This window comes from Pseudomonas wayambapalatensis, assembly GCF_049942315.1.
Taxonomy (GTDB): domain Bacteria; phylum Pseudomonadota; class Gammaproteobacteria; order Pseudomonadales; family Pseudomonadaceae; genus Aquipseudomonas; species Aquipseudomonas wayambapalatensis.
In genome coordinates this window covers 107,204-131,784 of record NZ_JBNFMU010000237.1, presented here as the reverse complement: position 1 = coordinate 131,784, position 24,581 = coordinate 107,204, and the positions used below count along the sequence as shown (strand labels likewise).

Annotated in this window: 2 protein-coding genes; both read right to left on the bottom strand. The window is 67.2% G+C overall.

The features are described 5' to 3' along the window. Nucleotides 1–34 precede the first annotated feature (34 nt). The gene (locus ACPZMI_RS25330) at nucleotides 35–11,437 is read right to left on the bottom strand and encodes an amino acid adenylation domain-containing protein (protein ID WP_426353286.1); all 11,403 of its coding nucleotides are present in this window, start codon (nucleotides 11,435–11,437) and stop codon (nucleotides 35–37) included. After that, on the bottom strand, nucleotides 11,434–24,336 hold the full coding sequence (locus ACPZMI_RS25325) for an amino acid adenylation domain-containing protein (RefSeq protein WP_426353285.1): 12,903 nt from the start codon (nucleotides 24,334–24,336) through the stop codon (nucleotides 11,434–11,436). Before ACPZMI_RS25325 ends, ACPZMI_RS25330 begins: the two co-directional genes overlap by 4 nt. Nucleotides 24,337–24,581: the final 245 nt, after the last annotated feature.

The following is a 24,581-nucleotide window of genomic DNA, read 5'->3' as shown; positions in this document are numbered from 1 at the left end:
GTGCTGCAATCGCGGGACCAGCCCGCTCCCACAATCAATGAGTGACCCGCTGCAGCGCCTGCCCCTCATGCCACCAGGCCGCAAGGCTGAACACATCCGGTGCCTTGAGAATGCTGAAGTGGTTGCCAGGCCCGTGCCACACCGCCAGTTGCGGCAGCAGACGCTGCCAACCGGCAAGCATCGCCGACTGTTCGCGCTGGTTGCCGGCCGCATCCAGGGTCGCGTCGGCCACCAGCACCAGGCTTGCCGGGCCGCTGTAATCGGCCTGTGCCAGGTATGGCGTACGCAGCGCGCTGGAGAAGGTCCGGGCGATCCCATGCAGCGCCCTGGCGGAAGAACGCGCGGGCATCAGCCCGACGCGAACCATGGCCTGGTGCAAGCGCTCGAGCTGCTGCTCGTCGTCCAGCGCGGCAAAGGCCTGGCCGTCGATGTCCAGCGAGCGCCCACTGGCCAGCTGCAACGATTCGATCAGCCGATTCAGCGCTGCACCTGCGGTGTAGGGCCGACCGCAGACGCTGTTGCCACCCGGTGACTCGCTGTCGATCAAGGTCAGTGAGCGCACCTCGCGCCCCTGTGCCTGCAACCGCGCCGCCATGGCATGCGCCACCCAGCCACCGAAGGAATGGCCGACCAGGTTCAACGGCCCCTGCGGGTACAGGGCTTCGATGGCCTGGACATGGCAGGCCGCCGCAGCTTCGATGCTGCTGTGGGGTGTGGCGGAGCCATCAAGGCCACGCGATTGCAAGCCGTACACCGGCCAGTTGGCCCCCAGCGCCTCGGCCAGGCCGATGAAGCTGGTCACACTGTCGCCGGCCCCCGGCACACAGAACAGCGGCGCATGGCCGACCTGCCCGCTCTGGATCGCCACCAGCGGCTGATAAGCCACCACCGGTTTCTCGCCGATGCCCGCACGGGCGGCCCGCAGCGCTGCACCGAGCGCACGTCCCAGGCCCTGCACGTGGGGCGCCTGCATCATGCTCAGGTGATCGCCGGGCACCGCGATGCACTGCAACTGGCCAGCCGGCACCGTGCGCTCCCAGCCAAGGTTCGGCTGCTCGGCGTGACGCGGCCCACCCTGCTCGGCACGCAGCAGGTGGATGGCAATGCCCAGCGGTTCCGGGCGGTAGTGGGCCATGGCATGGCCGTGGGCGATCTCGCGCTCGAAGAACAATTTCAGTGCGTCATCGCTTGCGGCGGCCAGTTGCGGATACAGCAACCCCTGCTCACGACAGGCCGCCAGCAAGGTGGCGAAGTCGGCTTGCCCAGCCTCCAGGGCATTGACCCTGGCCAGTTGCGCCGCGCCGTTTGCTCCGAGCCCTTGCCAGTGCCCGGCGCAGTGCAGCAGCAGTTGCTGTTGCAGCAGGCGCGCACCCTGCCAGCGTGCCTTGCCCTGGTCGACCAGGCGCGGCTGCCAGGTGTCGATCAAGCCCAGGAACTCGACCTGCTCGTCCGCCCCCAGCAGTTGCGCGGCGATTTCATAGGCCAGCACGCCGCCAAACGACCAGCCGGCAAGCCGGTATGGCCCGTGTGGCTGGACCCTGCGGATACGCTCCAGTTGTGCGCGGGCCAGGGCCTCCAGGGTGTCCGGCTGCGCCTCGCCCAGGGCAAGGCCCGGCACGCCGTAGATCGGGAAATCACCGTCCAGTTGCTGGCCCAGTACCGGGAAGTAGAAATCCATGCCGCTGAATTCGTGGATCAGGAACAGTGCCGGTTCGTCGCCCTCGGCGCGCACGCACACCAGCTCCATCTGCGGCGTTGCCGCCTGCAGATGCTCGGCCAATGCCGCCACGCTGGCATGCTGGAACATCTCGGCGAGCGAGACCTGCAGCCCCTGTTCGCGCAACAGGCCCACCAGCCGGATGGCCAGCAGCGAATGACCGCCCAGGGCGAAGAAGCTGTCATGGCGCCCCACCTGCCCGATCTCCAGCACCTGCGCCCAGAGCGTCGCGAGCTGTTGCTCCAGCGCGGTGGTCGGGGCCTCGTAACGGCTCTCGGCAAGATCCTGCATCGCCGGACGCGGCAGCGCCTTGCGGTCGATCTTGCCGTTGTTGGTCAGCGGCAGCGCATCGAGCACGACGCAAGCCGACGGCACCATGTACGCCGGCAAGCGTTCCTGCAGCCAACCCCGCACAGCGGCGGCATCGAGGGTCGGGTCTGTGCGGGTGAACCAGGCGACCAGGCGCGCCGGCCCCTGCGTCAGGGTCAGGGCCATGACCACCACTTCGCCGATGCCCGGACACAGCGCCAGGTGCTGCTCGACTTCGCCCAGTTCGATACGGAAACCGCGGATCTTCACCTGGTCGTCGTTGCGCCCCAGGCACTCCAGCTGGCCGTCGTCGCGCCAGCGGCCCAGATCGCCGGTGCGGTACAGGCGTGCGCCCGGCTGCGCGCTGAACGGGTCGTCGACAAAGCGCTCGGCAGTGAGTTCCGGACGGTTTAGGTAGCCCAGCGCCACGCCATCGCCACCGATGTACAACTCACCTACTGCCCCAAGCGGCACCGGACGCAGGTGCGCGTCCAGCACATGCACCTGGGTACTGCCGACCGGCCCTCCGATCGGCACCAGTTCGGCGTCCGCCGGCACGTGGCGAACCTGCCCGGCGGTGGCATAGGTGGTGGTTTCCGTCGGCCCGTAGCAATGCACCAGGCGCAGGCCCGGTGCCTGCCCCAGCAAGCTGCGAAACGCTGCCGGATCCGCCCGTTCGCCACCGCACAGCAGCACGCGCAACCCTGCCAGCACGTCAGGGATCATCTGCACATACTGGTTGAACAACGCCGTGGTGACGAACAGCACCGTGGCGCCTCCTTCACGCAGGGTCGCGCCCAGTCGCACAGGGTCGAGCAAGGTGTCATGGTCGATAACCAACACCTGGCCGCCATTGAGCAGAGCACCCCAGACATCCATGGTGCTGGCGTCGAATGCGGGGTTGGAGGCGAAAGCGATGCGGTCCTGGGCGCTGAAGTCGGCGTAGCCATCGTTGAGCACCAGGCGGGCGATGCCACGATGGGGCACACGCACGCCCTTGGGCGTACCGGTGGAACCTGAGGTGTACATGACGTAGGCGACCGTATCCCCACCCTGGGCCAGCCCCGGGTTGTGACCGGGCTGACGGTTCAGATCCAGGCGATCGAGGTCGATGCGGCGCGCGCGGTAGCTCAGGGTCGCCGAGCTGTCGCAGATCAGCGCCACGGCCTGGCAGTCCTGCACCATGAAGCCCTGTCGCTCGGCCGGCGCATGGATGTCCAGCGGCACGTAGGCCGCACCGCACTTGGCGACGGCCAGCTGGGTCTGGAGCAGTGCCAACGAACGTGGCAGCAGAATCGCCACATAGTCGCCCGGCGCCACGCCTTGCTCGATCAGGTGGTGGGCCAGGCGGTTGGCCTGCTCGTTGAGCTCGCCGTAGGTCAGGCTGTGCGCCCCGTCACGGGCGGCGATGGACAACGGATGCCGCGCCACCTGTTGTTCGAACAGGCGATGCACCGGCAGGTCGCGCGGGTAGTCACGCGTGGTGGCGTTGAAGGTCTCGCGCAACTGCCGGGCCTCGGCCATCGGCACCACGCTCAGGCGCTCGAGCCCTTCGCAGGCGCCCGTCTCAAGTGCCTGCAACAGCAGATGCAGGGCGTGCTCCACGTAACCGCAGATCCGCCGGGCATCGATGCCCTGCTCGGTTTGCGCGGTCAGCTCGAACGCCAGGCCCAGGTCATCGACGCTCAACGCCAACGGGTAGTTGCTGCGCTCGTGCGCCTCGACCAACTCGATACCGTCCCACGCATTGCGCGCAGCCTCGCCCTGCCCGGCCAACGTGCCATGGCGATAGTTGAGCAACGCACTGAACAACGCAGCCCCCGTAGGCAAGCCACTGCAGCGCTGGGCCAGCGCAAGGCGTGCCTGCTCATGGGCCAGCAGGCCGGTCAGGCGTTGGTGGGCTTGCTGCAACGCCGCCAGCACGGGCTGTCCGACAAGGTCCAGGCGCAGCGGCAAGGTATTGATGTAGACCCCCAAGGCCCGCTCGGCGCCCTCGCCACCCTGCAGCCGACCGAGCAGCACGGTGCCGAACACCACGCTATCGCGCCCGCTCAGTTGCCCGAGTACCTGGGCCCAGGCCAGGTGCATCAGGCTGGCAGCACTGACGTTATGGCGACGGGCCTGTTCGCGGATGCGCAGGTTCAGCGCATGGTCCAGACGCTGATGGTGCTGCGCCTGGGCATCCTGGTGTGGTGTTGCATAGCCGCCGTAAGGCAGGGTGGGTTCGTCGATATCGGCCAGTTGCTCGCGGAAGAAGGCTTCATGAGCCGCCTCGCCCGCCCCGCGCTGCAGCTGGGCGATGTAGTTGCGGTAAGGCACCGCCGCTGGCAACGCATGGGCCTGTTCGAGCAGACAGGCTTGCAGCTCGCTGCGCAACACCTCGAGGGCGACGTGATCCATGACCAGATGGTGGAACAGCAGCGTAGCGCTGATTCGTCCGGTACTCGGGTCAGTACGGTGTACCAGGCGCAGCAACGGTGCGCGGGCCAGGTCGAAGCGGCGCGGCTCGACGGCATCGTCCTCCTGCACCACATCCAGCGGTGCATGGCGCCAGACCACCTGCACAGGCTCGGCCAGCCCATCCCAGTGGAAGGCACTGCGCAGGATATCGTTGCGCGCAATCACCTGGTCCAGGGCGCGGTGCAGAGCCTGCAAACGCCCCCGGTCGGCGAGCAGGAAACGCACCTCCAGCACATAGGCCGCCTCACCTTCTCCGGCCAGGTGGTGATAGAGCATGCCCGCCTGCAGCGGCCCGAGCGGATAGATGTCCTGGACATTGGCGGTACCGCCACCCACCTGGCCGACGATGCGATCGATCGCCTCTTGCGTCAGCGCCACCAGCGGCAGCAGTTCAGGCGTAATGCGCGGGCAATCGGCGGCGATGCGATTAGCAGGCACCTGCACCTGGTCGAGGATCTCGACCGTCGCGGCAAGGGCCGCCAGGTTCGGCTCGGTGAACAGCCCCTGGATATCCAAGGCCAACCCTCGGGCACGCAGGCGAGCGACCAGGGTCACGGCGAGCAGCGAATGGCCGCCCAGTTCGAAGAAGTTGTCGTGTCGCCCTACCCGCTCCACACCCAGCAACTCGCCCCACAACTCGGCGAGCAGGTGCTCGGTATCACTTTCGGGGGCTTGGTAGACCTGGCCTTGCAAGGCCTCGACAGCGGGAACAGGCAATGCCTTGCGGTCCAGCTTGCCGTTGGGGCTCAGCGGCAGGGCCGGCAGGTGCACGAACTGTGCTGGCACCATGAATTCGGGTAGTTGAACCTGCAACTGCCCCCTCAAGGCGTCTGCCGTGTGCACGACGCCGGTGTAGTACGCTACCAGGCGCTTGCCGGCTGGCGGCAAGTCCAGAGCCAATACAGCGGCTTCCTTGATGCCTGCGATGCGGGTCAGGCAGGCCTGGATCTCGCCCAGTTCGATGCGCAGGCCGCGGATCTTCACCTGGTCGTCGTTGCGCCCCAGGTACTCCAGGGTGCCGTCGGCCAGATGCCGGGCCAGGTCTCCAGTGCGATAAAGACGTGCGCCGGGGCGGGTGCTGAACGGGTCTTCGATGAAGCGCTCGGCGCTCAGTTGCTCGCGATTCAGGTAGCCGCGGGCGACCTGTACGCCGCCGATGTACAGCTCGCCGGCAACGCCCTGCGGCACTGGCTGACCCTGGGCGTCGAGCACATACAGCGTGGTGTTGGCGATCGGTTTGCCGATCGGGGTGTTGTCCGGCGTCTGCTCCAGTGGTTCGGCGCAGCGCCAGGCACTGACGTCCACTGCGGCTTCGGTCGGGCCGTACAGGTTGTGCAACTCGACACTTGGCAACTGCGCCTTGAAGCGCCGTACCAGGCTGCCGGGCAACGCTTCGCCGCTGCACAGCACCCGACGCAGCGCTGCAGGTTCGGCATCGCCATAGGCGAGGAACACGTCGAGCATCGAAGGGACGAAGTGCAGGGTCGTGACCGACTCGGCAGCCATCACCTGGCGCAAGTAGCCAGGGTCACGGTGCCCGCCCGGGCGTGCCATGACCAGTTGTGCACCGGTCTGCAGCGGCCAGAAGAACTCCCACACCGACACGTCGAAGCTGAACGGGGTTTTCTGCAGTACTACGTCGTCAGCGCCCAGGCCATAGGCATCCTGGGTCCAGAGCAGGCGATTGACCACCCCGGCGTGCTCGTTCATCACGCCTTTGGGCAGGCCGGTGGAGCCAGAGGTATAGATCACATAGGCCAGGTGTTGCGGAGTAAGGCCGGCAACCTTCGGATTCTCGCTGGAAAGCGCATGCCACTCGGGCAGGTCCAGATCGACCTGCGGCACCTCGAACGCTGCCAGCACCCCGCGGGTAGCCGCATGCCCCAGCACCGCCACCGGCGCGCTGTCGGTGAGCATATGGCGGATGCGGTCGGTCGGATAGTCCGGATCGACCGGCACATAGGCACCGCCCGCCTTGAGGATCGCCAACAAGCCAATGACCATCGACAGACCGCGCTCGACGCAGATCGCCACACGGTCATCCGGCCTCACCCCGAGTGCAATCAGGTAATGGGCAAGGCGGTTGGCCTCGGCGTTCAGTGCGCGGTAAGTCAACTGCCCGGTTTCGGCACGCAGGGCGATGCGCTCGGGCGTGCGTTCAACCTGAGCCTCGATCATCCCGTGAACGGTCTGCTCCAGGTCATAGTCCACGGCAGTGTCGTTGTAGTCGACCAACAGTCGGCGACGCTCCAGCGCATCCGGCAGGGCAATGCTTGCCAGCACTGCACCGTCGCTGCCGGCCATGGCCCACAGCAGTTGCTCCAGATACCCGCAGTAGCGCTCCACCGTGGCCCGCTCGAACAAGGCGGTGGCATAGTTCAGCGCGCCGCCAAAGCCTTCTGCGGTCTCGCCCAGGCTCAGGCTCAGGTCGAACTTGGCAAAGCCCTGCCCTTGGCCGAGGTTGCGCAGGCTCAGGCCGTCCAGCCCAGTGGCGAAATCATGGCCGCCCTCCCACTCCAGCGACACCTGGTACAGCGGCGTGTGGGCCAGGCTGCGCGCTGGCCTGATCAGGTCCACCACCTGCTCGAACGGCAGGTCCTGATGCTCCTGCGCGGCCAGTACCTGGGTCTTGACCCGCGCCAGCAAGGTGCCGACATCCGGCGCGTCCGCCAGGTCCAGGCGGATGGCCAGGGAGTTGACGAACAATCCGATCAGCCCTTCGACCTCTGCCTGTCGACGCCCGGCCACCGGCGTACCGATCACCACCTCGTCCTGCCCCGACAAACGTGCCAGCAGCACCGACCAGGCGCCCATGAACAGCATGAACGGCGTGACCTGGTGACGCTTGCACAGGGTCTTGAGATCGTCTGCGAGGCGCGCGTCCAGGCGGATACGCACGCTGTCACCCGTGTAATCCTGGCGCACTGGACGCGGCCGGTCGGTCGGCAGGCTCAGCAGCGCTGGCGCACCGGCCAGGTTGTTGCGCCAGAACTCGCCCTGGCGCTGCAGTGCCTCGCCCTGCAGCCAACGGCGCTGCCACACCGCGTAATCGCCATACTGGATCGGCAACGGCGCAAGGAGCGCCTCGCGGCCCTCGCGCAAGGCCTGATACAGCGCGCTCAGCTCACGGGTCAGCACGCCCATCGACCAGCCATCGGCGACGATATGGTGCAGCGTCAGCAGCAGCACATGGTGCTGTGGCGCGACCTGCAGCAGGCGAGCCCGCAACGGCAATGCCTCGCCCAGCGCGAACGGCCGCGCAGCTTCTGCGCGGATCACCTCGTCCAGGCGCGGCTCATCGGCTCTGGCCACCTGCTCGCGCAGCAACACCAAGCGCTGCCTCGACAACCGCACCTGCGGCTCGCCATCGACCTCGAAGAACTCGCTGCGCAGCGCCTCGTGACGCTCGACCAGTGCCACCAGGGCCTGCGCCAAGGCGTCGGCGTCCAGATCGCCGCGCAGCTCCAGCGCCAGGGGAATGTTGTAGGCCTGGCTGGCACCGTTCATCTGTGCCAGGAACCAGAGGCGCTGCTGGGCGAACGACAACGGCAGCGGCTGATCGCGTGCCACTGCCAGCACCGGCGGCAGCTCGCTACGCGCAGCACCCGCCACCACCTCGGCCATCGCCGCCAGCTCGGCCTGGGCGAACAGTGTCCCCAGCGTGAGCTCCACGCCGAGTCGCTGACGAACCTGCGCGACCAGGCGCATGGCCAGCAACGAGTGACCGCCCGACTCGAAGAAGTGATCATGTCGACCGACCCGCTCGACCTGCAGCAACCCTTGCCAGATCTGCGCCAGGGTCTGCTCCAATTCGCCCTGGGGCGCCTCGAAGCGACGCTCGAACAGGTCGGCGCGGGTGGGGGCCGGCAGCGCGCGGCGATCAAGCTTGCCGTTGGCCGTCAGCGGTAGCGACTCGAGCCGCACGAAGGCGACCGGCACCATGTAATCGGGCAAGTGCGCCTGCAGCTGTGCACGCAGTTGCGCAGGCGCGGCCACCTCGACGCTGTCCTGGCCGGTGAAGTAGGCCACCAGGCGCGCCTGCCCCGGCTGGTCCTCGCGGGCCAGCACCACGGCTTCGTTGATGCCCGGCAGCGCTGCCAGGCGGCTTTCGATCTCGCCCAGCTCGATACGCACGCCACGGATCTTCACCTGGTCATCGTTGCGCCCGAGGTAGTCGAGGGTGCCGTCATCCAGCCAGCGCACCAGGTCACCCGTTCGGTACATGCGCGCGCCCGGTTGCGCGCTGAACGGATCCTCGAGGAAACGCTCGGCAGTCATCTGTGCACGGTTCAGGTAACCACGGGCAAGCCCGGCGCCGCCAATGTACAGCTCGCCGGCTACGCCCTGCGCCACGGGCTGGCGGTGCGCATCGAGCACGTAGAGCCGGGCGTTGTCGACCGGCGCGCCAATATGCAGCACACCGCCAGGGGTCATCGCCCCGGAGCTTGCGACCACCGTGGTTTCGGTGGGGCCGTAGTTGTTGATCACGGCAAAACCGGGGTGACGGGTGAATTGCCGCAGGCGGTCACCGCCGATCAGCAGGGTGCGCAAGGTCGGGTGATCGATCTGGTGGCTGAAGGCATATTCGGCCACGGGTGTCGGCAGGAAACTGACATCCAGCGGGCAGCCGCGCCACCAGGCGAGCAAGGCGTCGATATCCTCGCCCTGTTCGCTGGGCGGCGCGATATGCAGGGTGGCCCCGGCGCACAGGGCGGGCCAGACTTCCCAGGCCATGGCGTCGAAGCCGAATCCGGCGAGGCTCGAGGTGTGGCGCCCCTGGCACAGGTCGAAGGCGCGGCAATGCCAGTCGATCAGGTTGTTGAGGGTGCGGTGTTCGACCATCACGCCCTTGGGCAGGCCGGTGGAGCCGGAGGTGTAGATCACGTAGGCCAGGTTGCCGACAGCCAGGCCATCGACCTGCGGGGCGTGCTCGCTCGACGGCCAGTCTGCCCGGTCGAGCTCGATCACCGGCACCGAACACTCGCCAAGACGTGCGCGCAGGTCGTGCTGAGTGAGCAGCGCGGCCGGGGCACTGTCATCGAGCAGGTAGGCGATGCGTTCATCGGGATGCGCCGGATCGATCGGCACGTAACCCGCGCCGGCCTTGAGGATGGCCACCAGGCCGATCAAGGTGTCCAGACCACGACGGGCCAGAATCGCCACGCGGTCTTCAGGCTGCACGCCGAGCATGACCAGGCGCTGGGCCAGGGCGTTGGCACGTTGCTCCAGCTCACCGTAGCTCAGCGCGCTGCCTGCGCAGGTGGCGGCCACGGCTTCGGGCTGCGCGCGGGCCTGGAGCTGGATACGCTGGTGCACCGTGAGCATGGTTTCGGTGTCACCTGGGCGGTCGTTGAAGGTCTCGAGCACTCGCTCGCGCTCGGCGGCAGGCAGCATGTCGAGCCGATCGACACCCAGCGCTGGCGTCTGCGCCAGGGCCTTTACCAGGCTTTCGAGGGTTTTCTCAAGATAGGCGCAGACCCGCTGCTTCGGCACTTCGGCAGTCGCCAGCAAGGTCAGGCGCAGAGCGTCGCCCAGGTCGTCGACACTCAAGGTCAGCGGATAGTTGGTGCGCTCTTCGCTTGCCAGTACTTCGATGCCATCCCACGCCGCGCGGGCCTGGCCATCGGCAACCGGCGCGCTGTGCCGATAGTTGAGCAAGGCGTTGAACAGTGGCGTGGGCGCGGCCACACCGCTGCAACGCTGGGCCAAGGCCAGCGGGGCGTGCTCGTGACGCATCAGCGTGGTCAGGCGCTGGTGAGTGGCCTTGATCGCCGTGACCAGGTCCAGATCGGCCAGATCCACCCGCAGCGGCAAGGTATTGATGAAAATCCCCAGTGCACGGTCGTTGGCCTCCGCACCCATCAGGCGGCCCATCAAAACGGTGCCGAACACCACCTGCTCACGCCCGGTCAGCCCTCCAAGAACCCGTGCCCAGGCCAGGTGGAACAGGCTCGCCAGGCTCACGCCCAGCGCCCGCGCCTGGCTGCGCAGGCCATCGCACAGGGCCGGCGCCAGCGTCAGGCTCTCTTCGTGCGGTGCACTACCGTCCCCCTGCACGTCCTGCAGGCCGTAGGCCAGCGTCGGCTCGACGATATCGCCCAGTTGCTCGCGGAAAAACGCCTCGTGCTGTGCCTGGCTGACGCCCAGCAAGGCCTGGCCGACGTAATTGCGAAAAGGTACTGCCGCGCCCAACAGGTGGCCGTCACCGCGCAACACGGCCTGCATTTCGTGACGCACCACCTCGAGGGCGCTGTGGTCCATGGCGATATGGTGGAACTGCAGCGTGGCTTGCACGCGACCGTCGCTGGCCGCAGGCGCGCAATGCAGGCGGATCAGCGGTGCCTGGCCGAGATCGATACGCTCGTCCAGTGGCCTGCCGCGGCACACCTGCAGCCGGGCCTCGCGCCAGACCACCTGCACCGGCGCCTCCAGTCCCTGCCAATGCACCGAAGTGCGCAGGATATCGTGGCGGTCGATCACCGCCTGCAGCGCTTGGACGAACGCCTGCAGGTGCGCCTGGCTGGCAAAGGCGAATTGCGACTGCATCACGTAGGGGTCGCTGCCCTCTGCGCTGGCGTGATGATAGAGAATGCCCTGCTGCAAGGGCGCCAGCGGGTAGATGTCCTGCACATTGGCGTGGCCGCCGGGAATCTGCGCGGCGAGCGCATCGATGGCGCCCTGGTCGAGCTCGACCAGGTTGAGCAGCGCCGGGGTGATCCGTGTGCAGTCGGCCGGGATGGCGTTGTCCGGGGCGCCGGCATTGCCGGCCCTGGCCACGTACTCACCGCGCTCGAGCAGTGCGATCAGCGCCGGCTTGTGCTCGCGCAGGCGCGCCACCAGGCTCGCATCGGTCAGCGCCTGGCGGTTGCCCTGGACCACCAGCTGGTCATCCTTGAGCGCCAGCTGGATATCGTTGGCTGACAATGTCGCCAGTAGGTCGTTGATGCTCACAGGACGATCTCCATTCTGTCTGTGATGGCGGCATAGCCCGCCAAGGTCGGTTGTTCGAACAGCGCGCGCACATCGGCCTCCAGACCCTCCTGGCGCAGGCGGGCGGTCAGGGTCACCGCCAGCAGCGAGTGGCCACCCAGTTCGAAGAAGTTGTCGTGCCGCCCTACCCGCTCCACACCCAGCAGCTCGCACCAGAGCGCAGCCAGCAACTGCTCGGTGTCGCCTTGGGGGGTCTCATAGGGACGCGCGTCGGCCACGGTGGCGGCCGGCAGCGCCTTGCGGTCAAGCTTGCCGTTGGGGCTCAGTGGCAAGGCGTCCAGATGCATGAACAGCGCCGGGACCATGAATTCCGGCAGTTGCGCCGACAGCTGCTGGCGCAGGCCCTCGACGGGCTGCATGGCGCCGGTGTAATAAGCGACCAGGCGCTGATCCACGGCCAGCACCACCGCCTCCTTGATCCCCGCAATGCGAGTCAGGCAGGCCTGGATCTCGCCCAGTTCGATGCGCAGGCCGCGGATCTTCACCTGGTCGTCGTTGCGCCCCAGGTACTCCAGGGTGCCGTCGGCCAGATGCCGGGCCAGGTCTCCGGTGCGGTACAGGCGTGCGCCGGGGCGGGTGCTGAACGGGTCTTCAATGAAGCGCTCGGCACTCAGTTTCTCGCGGTTCAGATAACCACGGGCAACCTGTACGCCGCCGATATATAGCTCACCGGCAACGCCCTGCGGCACTGGCTGGCCCTGCGCGTCGAGCACGTAAAGCGTGGTGTTGGCGATCGGTTTGCCGATCGGGGTGTTGTCTGGGGTCTGCTCCAGTGGCTCGGCGCAGTGCCAGGCACTGACGTCAACTGCAGCTTCGGTCGGGCCGTACAAGTTGTGCAACTCGACGCTCGGCAACTGCGCCTTGAAACGCCGTACCAGGCTGCCGGGCAGTGCTTCACCACTGCACAGCACGCGCTTGAGGCGTGCGGCCTGCAGGTCGCCGTGGGCCAGGAAGACATCGAGCATGGACGGCACGAAGTGCAGGGTCGTGATACCACGCTCGGCGATGACGTCAGCCAGGTACTGCGGATCGCGATGGCCACCTGGGCACGCCATGATCAGTTGTGCACCGGTCTGCAGCGGCCAGAAGAACTCCCACACCGACACGTCGAAGCTGAACGGGGTTTTCTGCAGTACTACGTCGTCAGCGCCCAGGCCATAGGCATCCTGGGTCCAGAGCAGGCGGTTGACCACCCCGGCGTGCTCGTTCATCACGCCCTTGGGCAGGCCGGTGGAGCCAGAGGTATAGATCACGTAGGCCAGGTGTTGTGGGGTCAGGCCCACAACCTCTGGGTTGTCGCTGGAAAGCGCATGCCACACGGGCAGGTCCAGATCGACCTGCGGCACCTCGAACGCTGCCAGCACCCCACGGGTCGCCGCATGCCCCAGCACTGTCACCGGCGCGCTGTCGGTGAGCATATGGCGGATACGATCGGCCGGGTAATCCGGATCGACCGGCACATAGGCACCGCCCGCCTTGAGGATCGCCAACAAGCCAATGACCATCGACAGACCGCGCTCGACGCAGATCGCCACGCGATCATCCGGCTTCACCCCGAGTGCAATCAGGTGATGGGCCAGGCGGTTGGCCTCCGCGTTCAGCGCGCGGTAGCTCAGTTTGTTTTGCTCGGCGCTCAGCGCGATGCGCTCCGGCGTGCGTTCTACCTGGGCCTCGAAGAGGCCGTGCACGGTCTGCGCGAGGTCGTAGTCCACGGCAGTCGCGTTGAAGCCGAGCAGCAGGCGCTGGCGTTCCTCGTGCTCTAGCACCGGCAGCAGGTTCAGCGGCAGGTCGGGCTGACGCTCGAGTGCTTCCACCAGGCCCTCCAGCACCTGCTGCAGTTGCCCGCAGACCCGCTCGGCACCTACCGCAGGCAGTACCTGCACGGTCAGGCGCAGGCCATCGCCCAGGTCATCCACGTTCAGGCTCAAGGGGTAGTTGGTGCGCTCTTCGCTGGCCAGTGTCTCGATACCCTGCCAGGCCTGACGCTGGGTTTCGGTCTCGGCAGCGCTGGCGCTGTGCCGGTAGTTGAGCATGGCACTGAACAGTGGCATCGGTGCGACCACGCCGCTGCAACGCTGGGCCAGGGCCAGCGCTGCATGCTCATGGATCAGCAGCGCGCTCAGCCGTGCGTGGGTGGCTCGCACACCTTCACGGACACCGTGCCCCGCCAGGTCAACGCGCAGTGGCAAGGTGTTGATGAACATGCCCAGGCCATGCCCGCTGCCCGCGCCACCTTGCATGCGCCCCAGCAGCACCGTGCCGAACACCACGTTGTCGCGACCACTGGCGCTGCCCAGCAGGCGCGCCCAGGCCAGGTGCAGCAGGCTGGCAGTACTCACGCCGAGCTGGCGTGCCTGGCTGCGCAGGCGTTGGTTCAGCTGCGGGTCCAGGTGCACCTGGGCCTGCTCGATGTTGTGCACATCGCCCTGGATGTCACGCAGGCCGAACGGCAGGGTCGGCTCGTCGATATCGGCCAGTTGTTCACGGAAGAACGCCTCGTGCTCGGCCTCGCTGACGCCGAGGCGCGCCTGGGCCACGTAGTTGCGGTACGGCACGGCCGGCTCGCTCGGCGCGGGCAGCCCGTGCAGGTAACCGAGCATCTCTGCGCGCACCACCTCAAGCGCCGTGTGGTCGAGCACCAGGTGATGGAACTGCAAAGTCGCCTCGATGCGCTCCCCTGCACGGCGATAGAGCAGGCGCACCAGCGGCGCCTGGTTCAGCGCCAGGGTGTCGAAACGCTGCGCAGACTCGCAGGCGGTGTTGATCACCGGCAGTTCGGCCTGGCGCCAGACCACCTGCAACGGTTGCGTCAGCCCTTCCCACAGCACGGCGGTGCGCAGGATATCGTGACGGGCAATGACGCTTTGCAGCGCGCCGGCAAACGCCTGCAGCCGCGCCGGGCTGTCGAATACCAGCTGCGATTGCAGCAGGTACGGGTCGGCACCGGCAGCGCTCAGATGATGGTAGAGAATGCCTTCCTGCAGCGGTGCGAGTGGGTAGATGTCCTGCACATTGGCCGCACCGCCGGGCACGCTCGCCACCACACGGTCGATGGCGGCCTGGTCCAGTTCGATCAGGTTGAGCATGTCGGGTGTGATACGGGTACAGCCGGGTGCAATGCGGTTGGCCGGCACCTGCACCTGGCGGCCCTGGCCAAGCGCTGCGGTCAGCGTCGCCACGCTCGGCTGGCTGAACAGCAAGCGCACATCAGCCTCCAGGCCCAGCTGGCGCAGGCGCTCGATCAGGCTGACAGCGAGCAGCGAATGCCCACCCAGTTCAAAGAAGTTGTCATGCCGCCCTACCCGCTCCAGGCCCAGCAGCTCGGCCCAGACCTGCGCCATGACCTGCTCGGTCTCGTCCTGCGGGGCTACATAGGCCGCCACCGGCAGATCGGCCGGATCCGGATCTGGCAGCGCCCTGCGGTCGAGCTTGCCGTGGCTGGTCAACGGCAAGGCCTGCAGGCGGATGAACGCCAACGGCACCAGATGGCCCGGCAGACTGGCCTGCAAGGCCTGGCGCAAGCCCTCGACCGGTGCGTCCTCGGTGTACCAGGCCAGTAAGCGCTCGCCGCGTACCAGTACCACCGCGTCACGCACGCCAGGCTGGGCGGCCACGGCCGCTTCGATCTCGCCAAGTTCTACGCGCACACCACGGATCTTTACCTGGTCGTCGTTACGTCCGAGGTAGTCGAGCGTGCCGTCGGCGTTCCAGCGCACCAGGTCGCCACTGCGGTACATCCGCGCATCAGCTCGCGCGCTGAACGGATCGGCGACGAAACGCTGCTCGGTCAGTTCGGGCCGGTTCAGGTAGCCGCGGGCAACCCCGTCGCCACCGATGTACAGCTCGCCCGCCGCGCCGATTGGCACCGGCTGGCGGCGCTCGTCGAGTACATAGATCTGGGTATTGGCGATGGCGGTGCCGATGTGCAACGCACCACCGACCTGCACCTGCCCCGAGGTGGCAACCACGGTGGTTTCGGTCGGGCCGTAGTTATTGATCACGGCAAAGCCCGGATCACGCTCGAACTGACGCAGGCGGTCACCACCGATCAGCAACGTACGCAGGCTGGCGTGCTGACGCTCACGGCGCAGCGCCTGCTCGGCTACCGGGGTTGGCAGGAAGCTGACCTGCAGCGGCTGCTCCAGCCACCAGTCGAGCAAGGCATCGACCTCTTCGTTGGCAAGCACTGCGGGCGGCAGGTGCAGCACAGCGCCTGCGCACAGGGCCGGCCAGACTTCCCAGGCCATGGCGTCGAAACCGAAGCCGGCCACGCTGGAGGTGTGGCTACCGGCGCGCAGGGCAAAGGCCTCGCAGTGCCAGTGCACCAGGTTGGCCAGGGTACGGTGCTCGACCATCACGCCCTTGGGCTGGCCGGTAGAGCCAGAGGTATAGACCACATAGGCAAGCCCATCCGCGGCAAGGCCCGGCACCTGCGGGTCATGCTCGGCAGCGGACTGCCAGTCGCCCTGGTCCAGATCCAGGCGTGCGACGTGTGGCGGCAAGCCGTGCTGGCGCGTGTCGGCAAGCACCAGTGCCGGGGCGCTGTCCTCGAGCAGATAGGCAATACGCTCGGCCGGGTAACCGGGGTCGACCGGCACGTAGGCGGCGCCCGCCTTGAGCACCGCCAGCAATGCCACCAGGCGCTGCGGCGTGCGCGGCAGGCACAACGCAACCCGGGCACCGGGCCGCACGCCCAGGCCGATCAGGTGGTGGGCCAGGCGGTTGGCGGCACGATTGAGCTCGCCATAGCTGAGCACTTCGTCACCCTGCACTACCGCTTGAGCTTCTGGTGAGCAGGCCGCGCAGGCTTCGACCAGCGCATGCACGGTCTGGCCCTGCGGATAGCCACGGGCACTGGTGTTGAAATCGACCAGCAGGCGGCGACGTTCATCGGCACCCAGCACCGACAGGTCATCCAGCCGCGTGCCCGGCGCTTGTTCCAGGGCCGCGACCAGTTGCGCGATGCTGTTGGTCATCCACTGCGCAATACGTTCAGCGCCGATGTCGGCGACGGCCAGCACGCTCAGGGTGAACCCCTCGCCCCGGTCGTCGACACTCAAGGTCAGCGGGTAGTTGCTGCGCTCTTCGCCGCCCAGAAGACGCACACCCTGCCAGATACCCTCGCCATCGCGTGGCGCATCGGCAGCGCTGTGGCGGTAGTTGAGCAAGGCGCTGAACAGCGGTTGCCCGGCAGGTACGCCACTGCAACGCTGGGCCATGGCCAACGACGCGTGCTCATGGCCGAGCAGTGCCGACAGCCGGGCATGGGTGGCACGCACTGCTTCGGCCACCGCCACCTGGGTGTCGACCCGCAGCGGCAAGGTGTTGATGAACACGCCCAGTGCCCGGTCGGCACCCTCACCACCTTGCAGACGGCCCATCAGCACCGTGCCGAACACCACCTCGCTGCGGTTGGCCAGCACACCGAGCAGGCGCGCCCAGGCCAGATGCATCAGGCTCGCGGCGCTCACGCCCAAGGTACGCGCCTGTTCGCGCAGGCGTCGGGCCAGCGCGCCATCGAGGGCCTGGTGCGCCTCGGCGATGCCGTGGCCTTCGCCCTGAACATCCTGCTGGGCAAACGGCAGGGTCGGTTCGTCGATATCACCGAGCATGTCGCGGAAGAACGCCTCGGCGCCCGCCGCATCGCTGCCCAGACGCGACTGGGCCACGTAGTTGCGGTACGGCACCGGCGCACTCAGGTTGGCCACATCGCCAAACAGCAGGGTGTGCATTTCGGCGCCGACCACGTCCATCGCGGTGTGGTCGAGGGCCAGGTGGTGGAACAGCAGGATTGCCACGACCTGGCCGTTGCGCGGATCCTGGCTGTAGACCAGACGCATCAAGGGTGCCTGGGACAGGTCGAGCCGGTGCTGACGGGCGTCGAAGCGCGCTTGCAATTGGTCGATGACCTCGCCTTCGCCCTCCAGCTCGACTGGCATCACGGCCAGCTTCGCCTGGCGCCACACCACCTGCACCGGCTGCGCCAGGCCTTCCCAGACCAGCGAGGTGCGCAGGATGTCGTGCCGATCGATGACCTGTTGCAGGGCATCAGCCCAGGTCTGCAGGCGTTCGAGGGTGTCGAAGGCCAGGCGCGACTGCAGCAGGTAGGGGTCACCCTGTCCGGCACTCAGGTGGTGGTACAGGATGCCCTCCTGCAGTGGGGCCAGGGGATAGATCTCCTGCACATTGGCTGCTCCGCCGGGCACCGTGGCGACGATGCGCTCGATGGTGGCCTGGTCCAGTTCGACCAGGCTGAGCATGTCGGGGGTGATCTGCTGGGCGCCGGCGGGTACGCGATTGTCCGGCACCCGCACCTCGCGTCCGCTGCCCACCGCAGCGGCCAGCGCGGCCAGCGTCGGCTGGGCGAACAGCACGCGCACATCGGCGGCAAGGCCGGCCTTTCGCATGCGCTCGATCAGGCTGACCGCCAGCAGCGAATGGCCACCCAGCTCGAAGAAGTGATCGTGTCGGCCGACACGATCGACCTTGAGCACTTCGGCCCAGATCGCGGCCAGCGCGATCTCCACCTCGCCCTCAGGCGCGGCGAAGGCACGACTCACCACCGCGGCCTGGCCCGGTTGCGGCAACGCCTGGCGATCCAGTTTGCCGTTGGCGGTCAACGGCCACTGGCCGACATGGACATAGGCCGACGGCAGCATGTAGTCGGGTAACTGGCCTTGCAATTGCGCATGCAGCTCGGTGATCGGCGGGACGCGGTCTTCGGTGCTGAACCAGGCCACCAGGCGCTTGTCGCCCGGGCCCTCTTCGCGCACCAGCACCACGGCTTCCTGCACCCCGGCGCACGCCGCAAGGCGCGCTTCGATTTCACCCAGCTCGATACGGAAGCCGCGCAGCTTGACCTGTTGGTCGTTGCGGCCCAGGTAACGCAAGGTGCCGTCAGCCTGCCAACTGACCAGGTCGCCGCTACGGTACAGGCGTGCGCCCGGCGTCTGGCTGAACGGATCCTCGAAGAAGCGCTCGGCGGTCAAGGCCGGCTGATTCAGGTAGCCCAGAGCAACCCCGTCCCCGCCGATATACAGCTCACCGACGGCACCGATCGGCACCGGCTGGCGCCAGGCATCGAGCACATAGCAAAGGCTGTTGCCAATCGGCCGGCCAATCGGGATCGCCCCCTCGCCCACTGCGAGGATTTCATGGGTGGTACTGAAGGTCGTGGCTTCGGTCGGGCCATAGCCATTGAGCAGGTGCGCCGGAGCGCCTTCGCGCAGTACACGGGCAATCACCTGGGGGTCGAGCACATCGCCACCGACCATCAGGTAACGCAGCGAACGGAACACCGGCAGCAGGTGCGCGGCGTACTGGTGGAACAACCCGGCGGTCAGCCACAGCACCGTGACTTCATGCTCCAGCAATGCCTGGCCCAGGGCCTCGTGCGACAGCACCTGATGCTGATCGATCACCACCACGCGCCCGCCGTTGAGCAGCGGCGCCCAGACCTCCAGGGTGCTGGCGTCGAACGCGGGGTTGGAGGCAAAGGCCACGCGGTCCTCGCCTTGCAGGTCGGCGAAGCCGTTGTTGATGACCAGCCGCACGATCGAGCGATGGGCCACCAGAACACCCTTGGGCAGGCCGGTCGAGCCGGAGGTGTACATGATGTAGGCCGCAGCCCGCGCATCCACGGGAATGTCCAGGCCGTGGGCGGGATAGGCCGCCAGATCCAAGGTATCCAGCTCTAGCCTGCGTGTTGCGCCGACCTGCGGCTGATCGGCCTGGGTCAGCAGCAGCGTGGCACGGCTGTCTTGGAGCATGAACGCCTGACGCTCGACCGGTGCATTGGCATCCAGTGGCACATAGACCGCGCCGCACTTGATCACGGCCAACTGGCTGGCCAGCAGGTCGAAGGAGCGCGGCAGCAGCAGCGCCACACGGTGCCCCGGGCGCACGCCCAGTTCCAGCAGGTGACGAGCCAGCCGGTTGGCGTGCTGATCGAGCTCGCCGTAACGCCACTGGCGCTGACCGTGCACCACGGCAACCGCGTCCGGGGTCTGGGCGGCGTGCGCCTCGAACAAGCTCTGCACCGCGTGTTCGCGTGGGTAGGCGCGGCCGGTGGCGTTGAATCCGTGCAGCACCTGCTCGCGCGCCTCGGGCGACAGGCAGGACACCGCATGCAGGGGTGTTTCCGGAACCGTCTCCAGGGCATCGGCCAGGTTCGCCAGGGCGCTGCCCAGCAAGGCGCACACCTGAACGCCATCGACCTGCGGCACAGCCTGCACGGTCAGTTCCAGGCCCTGCCCCAGATCATCGACGTTGACCACCAGCGGATAGTTGCTGCGTTCACGCGAAGCCAACAGTTCGATGCCCGACCAACCCAGGCCATCCCCTGCGCCTTTGGCGCTGCTGTGGCGGAAGTTGAGCAAACTGGTGAACAGCGCCTGGGACGCCGGCACACCGCTGCAGCGCTGGGCCTGGGCCAGCGACGCCTGCTCGTGGCCGAGCAGGCGTGCCAGACGCTGATGGGTACGACGCACACCTTCGGCGGCACCAACGGCATCGACACTGACCCGCAGCGGCAAGGTGTTGATGAACATGCCCAGCGCCCGATCCGCCCCGGCGCCACCCTGCAGGCGGCCCAGCAGCACAGTGCCGAACACCACCTCGCTGCGCCCGCTCAGTTGCGCCAATACCTGCCCCCAGGCCTGGTGCACCAGGCTGGCGACGCTCACCCCCAGCGCGCGGGCCTGCACCCGCAGGCGCCCGGCCAGCGTGGCGTCCAGCGCCTGGTGGCTGTCGATCACCTCCACGCCATTGCCCTGCACATCGCGCAGGCCGAACACCTCGGTCGGCTCGTCGATATCTGCGAGCATCTCGCGGAACATCGCCTCATCGGCCGCAGGATCGGCATCCAGCCGCGCACGCGCCACGTAGTTGCGGTACGGCACGCTGTCGATGTGCATCGGCTGACCTTGCAGTGCGGCACCCACCTCGGCCACCAGCCGTTCGACGGCGGTATGGTCGAGCAGGATATGGTGCAGCAACAAGGTCGCCTCCAGCCGCTCACTCTGGGCATGACGCACCAGTTGCATCAACGGCGCGCACGTCAGGTCCAGGCGATGCAGGTCGGCCTGCTCGCTGATGCGCAGTTGCGCCTGGCGATGCACCACCTGCACCGCTTCCTGCAGTCCCTCCCAGTGCAGGCTGGTGCGCAGGATATCGTGACGGGCGATCACCAAATCCAGCGCCTTGACGAAGCCTTGCAGCTCCACTTCGCCGGCAAAGGCGAAGCGTGCCCGCAACACGTAGGGGTCGGCGCCGGAACTGGCCAGATGGTGGTAGAGAATGCCCTGCTGCAGCTGTGCCAGGCCGTAGATGTCCTGGACATTGGTCGTCCCCCCCGGAATGCCGGCGGTCAATGTGTCGATCTCGTCCTGGCTGAGGTCGGCCAGTGGCAGCATGTGCGGTTCGATGCGCAGGCAGTTCGCCGGAATGCGGTTGATCGGCACCTGCGTCGGTAGATCGGCGCTCACCGCAGCCGCCAGCGCCGACAACGTCGGTTGGCCGAACAGCACGCGCACGTCGGCCGCCAGTTCCTGCTGACGCATGCGCTCCACCAGTTTGACCGCCAACAGCGAGTGGCCGCCCAGCTCGAAGAAGTTGTCGTGCCGGCCCACCTGCTCCAGGCCCAGCAATTGCTGCCAGATCGCCGCGATGCGTTGCTCCACTTCCCCGTGCGGCGCTTCGAAGGCGCGACGGGCGAAGGCCTCGCCATCGGGCTCGGGCAAGGCCTTGCGGTCGAGCTTGCCATTGGCGGTCAGCGGGAAGCTTTCCAGGCGCACGAAGGCCGCCGGCACCATGTACTCGGCCAGGTGGCACAGCAGGCTGTCACGCAGCGCGGCAGCATCGGGCTCGGCGCCTGCGGCGGCCAGCCAGTAAGCGACCAGGCGCTGCTCGCCGGCGCTGTCGCGACGTGCCATGACCACGGCCTCGCGTACCCCCGCACAAGCCGCCAGGCGTGCTTCGATCTCGCCCAGCTCGATGCGGAAGCCACGAATCTTCACCTGATCGTCGTTGCGGCCCAGGTAATCCAGGCTGCCATCGGCGGCCCAGCGCGCCAGGTCGCCAGTCTTGTACAGACGCCCGCCAGGGTTGAACGGGTCGGCGATGAAGCGCTCGGCACTGAGCGCTTCGCGGTTCAGGTAGCCGCGGGCGACACCGGCACCGCCCACGTACAGCTCACCGGTGACACCGGTCGGCACAGGCTGGCGGCGGGCGTCGAGTACATAGAGCTGCAGGTCGGGAATGCGCGAACCGATCGGGCTTACCCCAACCAGTTGCGCGTCGGCGGCCTGCAACGGTCGGTAGGTGACGTGCACGGTGGTTTCGGTGATGCCGTACATATTCACCAGACGCGTACCGGCATTGCCGATGCGCGCGTACCAGGGTTTGAGCATCCCGGGCTCCAACGCCTCACCGCCAAAGATCACCTGGCGCAGGGAGTGTTGCAGTTCGCTGCGCTCCTGCGCTGCGATCAGTTGGCGGAAGGCACTGGGCGTCTGGTTGAGAACGCTGACGCCCGTGCGGCAAAGCAAGGCATAGCACTCGTCCGGCGAGCGACTGATGCGTTGCGGCACGATCAGCAACTGGCCTCCGAAGGCCAGCGCGCCCCAGATTTCCCACACCGAGAAGTCGAAGGCGAAGGAGTGGAACAGCGCCCAGGTGTCCTGGCGGTTGAAGGCGAACCAGTCGTGGGTCGCCGAGAACAGGCGCGAGACATTGCCATGCTCGACCATCACGCCCTTGGGCAGCCCGGTGGAGCCGGAGGTGTAGATTACATAGGCCAGGTGCGAAGGCAGCAGCCCGGCGAGCTTCGGATTGCCGGTGGGCTGTAGCTGCAACGACGGGTCGTCCAGGTCGATCACCGGTGCCGTTACCTCGCCCAGCAGTGCCAGGCTGTCGGCCTGGGTGAGGATGGCCCGCGGGGCACTGTCGCTCAGGGTGAAGGCAATGCGCTCGGCAGGATAGGCAGGGTCGATAGGCACATAGCCCGCACCGGCCTTGAGCACGCCCAGCAGGCCGACCAGCATGCCCAGGCCGCGCTCGACGCAGATCGCCACGCGGTCATCCGGGCCGATGCCCAGTTCGATCAGGCGATGAGCGAGCTGGTTGGCCCGCTGGTTGAGTTCGCCGTAGCTCAGGCTCTGCTGCTCGAAGATCAGCGCAGTGTCCTGCGGGCGCGCCTGGGCGTGGGCCTCGAAGCGCTGGTGCACCAGCGGCGTCAGGGCGAACTCGAGCAAGGGACGGTTCTGGCCATGGATCAGTTGCTCACGCTCGTCGGCAGGCAGGATATCGATCCCGTTCAGCGGAGCATCCGGGTCGTTGTCCAGGGCCTCGACGATCTGCTCGAGTGCCCGCGCCAGGTAACCCGCGATCCGCTGGGCGCCCAGCCCGCCGCCGACCAGGGCGGTGATGCGCAGGTCTTCGCCGAGGTCGTCGATGTTGATCGTCAGCGGGTAGTTGGTGCGTTCTTCGGCGCCCAGCACCTGGATGCCAGGGGCGATGTCGATGACTTCGGCGGCGTCGGCGGCATCGCTATGGCGGTAGTTGAGGACGGTGTTGAACAGCGGCGCAGGCGCCGCCACCGCGCTGCAACGCTGGGCCAGCGCCAGCGGCGCCTGTTCATGGCCGAGCACGCCGGTCAAGCGTGTGTGAGTCGCCTGCAACCCCTGGCGCACGCCCTGCTCGCCGACGTCGATGCGCAGCGGCAGGGTGTTGATGAACATGCCCAGCGCCTGTTCGCCGCCCTCGCCGGCTTCCATGCGCCCGAGCAGCACGGTGCCGAACACCACCGCCTCGCGCCCCGACAACTGGCCCAGGACACGGGCAAGGCCCAGGTGAGTGATGGCTGCAGGGCTCACGCCCAGACGGCGTGCCTGGGCGCGCAGGCGCAGGCTCAGCCCACGCTCGAGGGTCAGGCGGGCGTCTTCCACCGACGGGTCCTCGATCTCGGCCACGCCAAAGGCCAGGGTAGGTTCGTCGATATCGGCCAGCATCGCGGTGAAGAACGCTTCATGCGCCGGCACGTCCAGCGCCTGACGCGCCTGCGCCAGGAGGTTGCGAAACGGCACCGCCGGCCCGACCTGTTCGGCATTGCCGGCCAGCCAGGCGCCGATCTCGCGGCGCACGATGTCGAGTGCGGTGTGATCCATCACCATGTGGTGGAACAGCAACAGGGCGACGACCTCCTCGCCCTTACCCCGGGCATGCACCAGGCGCAACAGCGGAGCCTGGCGCAAGTCGAGGCGATAGTGGCGGGAGTCATGCAGTCTGCGCAATTGCGCCAGCGGCTCGTCCTGGCCAGGCAGTTGCAGCGCTTCGCGCCCCAGCGGAGCTTCGCGCCAGACCACCTGCACCGGCTCGTCCAGGCGCTCCCAGTACATCGAGGTGCGCAGGATGTCGTGGCGCTGGATCACCCAGTCCAGCGCATCGGCGAAGGCGTCCAGATGCGCCTGGTCGGCAAAGCGCAGTTGTGCCTGCAACAGATAGGGGTCGCCGGCATCGGCCGACAGGTGGTGGTAGAGCATGCCCTCCTGCAGCGGGGCCAGGGGATAGATGTCCTGCACGTTGGCCGCGCCGCCGGGAATGCTGGCGACAATGCGGTCGATGGCCTGCTGGTCGAGGTCCACCAGCGGCAGCATCTGCGGGGTGATCTTGAACGCCGGGCTCAGCCAGTCGTCATTCTGTTGGGCGAGCATCTCCAGCAACGCCGGCTTGTGTGCGGCCAATGCATCCCACAGGGCGTCCTCCAGGGCATCGTCGTCACCATGGACGACGAGGTCCTGATCGTCACGCTGAAGTCGGATTGCACGGGTGGAGAGCACAGCCATCAGTTCGCTGAAGCGCATGGGTAAGCATCCTGCTTTTGCCAGTCGGAAATGGCGCCAAGCTAAAGGATCAGGGGTGCAAGGGGTGACAGGGTAAGGGGGGACAAAGCGCGGACTATAAATAAACGAATAAGAATATGAATTCTTATTCCTTTTATGCGGTTAAAACTTCCTCTATAACGTTCCCAACTGTGCAGCAGCCAACACCGGCCAACTGTTTGCAGCGCAACACCCGATCAACAACCCCGCTGCTCCGGCAACACGGC

What these genes read in the sequence shown, in the direction of transcription:
- ACPZMI_RS25325 (WP_426353285.1), bottom strand. Translation starts at nt 24,336, where the DNA reads ATGCGCTTCAGCGAACTGATGGCTGTGCTCTCCACCCGTGCAATCCGA.